A 2433-nucleotide genomic window follows, 5' to 3' on the forward strand; every position below is an offset into this window, starting at 1 on the left:
TTTTTGTGGGATAATCGCGCATGGCCGCGGAACTGGTACCATTTTCCGACGAAGAGACCCGAGTCCTCGTCAACCTCGAACAGCAATACGAGGTTTGGATCGAGGCCGAACGGGCACTCGCAAGACTTCCTTACAATCTTAAGTGGAAAACGATCCAGGGAAAGGACTATCTCTACAACCTGATCGATCGCACTGGCAACGCCAAGAGCCTGGGGCGGCGCTCGTCCGAGAATGAGGCAAAATATGAGGCGTATCAGACCCAGAAGGCAGGTCTGATTACCCGTCGCAACGAGAGCCGGGGCCGGCTCGACGAAACTTGTCGATTGTACCGTGCCCTCCGTTTGCCGATGATCCCTTCGGAGGCCGCCGAGATACTGCGCGAGGCTGACCGCCGATCACTGCTCGGGAGCCATCTGCTGGTGATCGGGACCAACGCCGTGCCAGCATACTTCATCGAGGCCAGCGGTCGCATCATGAACGCGCCGTCCGAGACCAACGACTTTGATCTGGCCTGGACGGCAAACGAGAGCGACGAGCAGGACAATCCTGTCTGGGCGATGCTGAAATCCGTCGACGGCACCTACACGGTGAATACCGAAAAGCCGTTTCAGGCACGTAATGCCAAGGCATATGAAGTCGAGTTGCTGGTTGCCCCATCCAGGGCCGCCACCTTGGGTAAGAGGGATCAGCCGAAGCCCTTTCCCTTGCACGAACAGGAATGGCTTTTACGCGGCAGGTTCGTCACGCACGTCGTCGTCGGTCGCGACGCCACACCGGCCAGGATGACGGTACCCGATCCGCGGTGGTTCGCACTGCAGAAACTCTGGATGTCACGGCAGGAGAAGCGGAATCCGCTGAAGCGACCGAAGGACGCCAAGCAGGGAATGGCACTCCTGACCGTGATCAGGGATTACATGCCGCTGTTCAAGATGGACGCCGCCTTCGAACAGGAACTTCCGAACGAGTTACGATCCCTCTACGAAGAATGGAAGTGGCAGCACGAAACGACGAGCGAGCCGCGGACTCCTCTCTGGTAAGCTCGGCACCAAGCGAGACCCAGGCGATAGCCAAGCGCTTCACACTACTCGCCCGGCGTCGCTGCCCACTAGCTTCTCCGCGAGTCATTAGAACCACACCCAGAGCGGCAGGATCCCGGCATAGCGGCGCTTTTTTAGGGGACGTACTTTGCTCCGAGGTCATCAGCTGCACGGTCGGCCCGTCGAAGTCGACATCTAGGATTTCAGAGGCTTGCAGCGGTCATAGGGGACGTACTTTGGCCAGCGCCGCAGGCGGCAAGGCTAACAGCCAGCGCCGGTCTGTCAGGGCGTTCGCACCTTGATGCCGCCGAGGGCGTTGGCGGCCTTGGCGAAATCCTGGTCAAAGCTGATGAAGGCCTCACAGCCTTCCGCCTTGGCCAGATGAAGGCCATCCGCAAAGTCCACGCCCTGTCGCATCCAGCCCAACGCCTTTGCCGCGGCGGTCGCATCTTCCAGATTCGCGCGCGGCAGCCCCGCAAAATCCGATAGGGCCTTGGCACACTGGACAGCGGAAAACCCATAGACGCTCCGCAGCACCCACTCGGCCTCTAGCAGCACTGTGGTGCAGACGAAGACGTCGTTGTTGTCGATCAGCCTGCGTGCCCGGGCAGCCTGCCCGGGATCGTCGCCCACCAGATAGCGCACGATGAGATTAGTATCGATTGCGAGCATGCCGCCGTTTCGCCTCGGCGGCGATCCCCGCCTCCATATCCGCGATCGACTTTGCCGGCCCCCTATATGACAGGGAGCCGAAGACGTCTTTCGGTCGGGTGGGCGTAAAGGCGGGCTTTGCCTTCAGCAATACGCCCTCCGGCGTATCCTCCACCACCAGTTCCGTTCCCGCAGGCCAGTGCCGCTGTTCCCGGATCGCCTTGGGCAGTATCACCTGGCCCTTGGTCGAGACGGTGGTGGTCAGTTTCTGTTTGGCGGACATGGCGCCTTTCCGGTAAGACAAGAGTAAGATAGTCGAGCCTGGACCGAATGGCAACGCCAGGTGCGCTCAATAAGTGACGGACACGACGACCCGGAGCTGGGGATTGGGGCATCGGGCCCATTAACCAATTTACGGCGGCCCGGACCTTCAGGAATTCCTCGTGATATGATGAGGACGCCGAGCAACTCATGGACTTGTTCTTCCGGTTCTATCCGGACGAAGAACTGGATCCGGTCGCCTGAGGCGATCGAAGCGATCAGAAGGAGACGACCACGATGAGCCGCCCGCAATCCTTGCAGGAGGTCGCCGACGATGCGGTCTCCGGACGCAAGTCGTTCAGGCATGCTCTCGACGAATTTCTGGACGCGTTCTATCTCGACCACCCGAACAAGCCGCAGCAGCAACGGCGGCTCGATGAAGCGCCGAATTTCACAGGCAACCCTCTTCAGGATGCGTGGCTGG

The 2433-nt window shown here is 60.2% G+C and carries 4 protein-coding genes; 2 read left to right on the top strand and 2 right to left on the bottom strand.

All coding sequences use genetic code 11. From position 1 onward, the window contains the following. The first annotated feature begins 20 nt into the window (after positions 1-20). Complete coding sequence (locus tag AC630_RS35940; RefSeq protein ID WP_074123137.1) at positions 21-1037, top strand: GSU2403 family nucleotidyltransferase fold protein; 1017 nt, start codon at positions 21-23, stop codon at positions 1035-1037. 282 nt (positions 1038-1319) lie between these two features. Here the strand turns inward: AC630_RS35940 and AC630_RS35945 are convergent, their stop codons facing one another. Next, entirely contained in the window at positions 1320-1682 is a 363-nt protein-coding gene (locus AC630_RS35945; protein WP_349539868.1) for a type II toxin-antitoxin system VapC family toxin, read from the bottom strand. 7 nt (positions 1683-1689) lie between these two features. Beyond that, the gene (locus tag AC630_RS35950; protein WP_074123139.1) at positions 1690-1971 is read right to left on the bottom strand and encodes an AbrB/MazE/SpoVT family DNA-binding domain-containing protein; all 282 of its coding nucleotides are present in this window, start codon (positions 1969-1971) and stop codon (positions 1690-1692) included. 275 nt (positions 1972-2246) lie between these two features. Between AC630_RS35950 and AC630_RS35955 the strand changes: the two genes are divergently transcribed. Further along, on the top strand, positions 2247-2433 hold a 187-nt coding region (locus AC630_RS35955; RefSeq protein WP_143198574.1), incomplete at its 3' end, for a hypothetical protein.

This window comes from Bradyrhizobium sp. AS23.2 (genome assembly GCF_001908185.1).
Lineage (GTDB): Bacteria > Pseudomonadota > Alphaproteobacteria > Rhizobiales > Xanthobacteraceae > Bradyrhizobium.